Annotated in this window: 1 protein-coding gene; it reads right to left on the reverse strand. The window is 42.3% G+C overall.

All coding sequences use genetic code 11. The annotated features are described in order from the left end of the window. A partial coding sequence (locus QZ995_RS23640; protein WP_301812392.1) for a non-ribosomal peptide synthetase occupies positions 1-1,292 on the reverse strand: 1,292 nt, incomplete at both ends.

The following is a 1,292-nucleotide window of genomic DNA, read 5'->3' on the forward strand; positions in this document are numbered from 1 at the left end:
GATTTCTTCAGCAAGCTTTTGATAGAAGGTACTGTGGGCTCCAATCGGTGTAAAGCCAAAAACAGGTCGAATTGTTTTGTTATTTAATAGAATGGGGTGACCCGCGTTTTGCTCGTACTGCTTATGCAAGATAAATTCTGCCATTTTTTGAATCGTTGGTTGCTGGAATACGAGATGCAAAGGCAACTCCTCCTGCATATACTCATACACCTTTGATATGAGAAGCATTGCTTTTAAGGAATGTCCGCCCATTTCAAAGAAATGATCGGTGATGCCAATTTGCTCTACTTCTAATACTTCTTGCCAAATAGCGGCCAATTGTTCCTCTATCATGTTTCTAGGTGCAACATATTCTCTTCCTACAACGCCTACATGTTGAGGCATTGGCAATGCTCTCTTATCTACCTTTCCATTAGCAGTAGTTGGTAGACTCATAAGCTGTACGAAATAGGCAGGAACCATATATGCAGGTAGTGCCTTGGAAACAAATTTTCTCAAATCAGCCAGAACAACTTCCGTGTCAGCTACAAAGTACGCACATAAATATTGCTGTGCATGTTGATCCTCTTGAGCAGTGACCACTACCTCCCCAACACCTTGATACTGGAGGATGGTAGATTCAATCTCTCCTATCTCAATACGGAAACCGCGTACTTTGACTTGCTCATCTACCCGGCCAACGTACTCTATCGTTCCATCTGGACGCCATCTGGCTAAGTCACCTGTTTTGTACATGCGATCCCCAGGTACGAATGGATTAAGAATGAACTTCTCTTCTGTTAATTCTGGCCGATTTAAATAACCTCTGGCCAGTCCACGTCCTGCTATGCATAGCTCGCCTACTACTCCTATAGGCTGCAAATGATGCTCAGCATTAACAATATAGACAGCTACATTGGGAAGCGGACGACCAATTGTAATCTCTTGGTCTACTTCAATTGCTCTTTGAATAGTCGTAACTACGCTATTCTCGGTAGGTCCATACTCATTGTTAATCTCAATAGCAGGATTTTTTTGTTTAATCTTTTGTACCATTTGCAAAGATAACTTCTCTCCGCCAAGGGTGACACAACGTAACTTGCTAAGATCCTCTGCTGTAGCGCTATCTACGATGGCATTAAAAAGACTCGGAACACCATAGTAATGAGTGATTGATTCAGAGGCGATCAATTTTCGAAGTGCAAATGGATCTTTTGCTTCTTCTTCCCTTGGCAAGATCGAAGTGGCCCCTCCAAGCATAGGAGCAAACAAACTAGCTACAAATCCATCAAAAGCAAATGAGAAAATCTGCA

This window comes from Brevibacillus laterosporus (genome assembly GCF_030489605.1).
Classification (GTDB): Bacteria; Bacillota; Bacilli; order Brevibacillales; family Brevibacillaceae; genus Brevibacillus_B; species Brevibacillus_B laterosporus_E.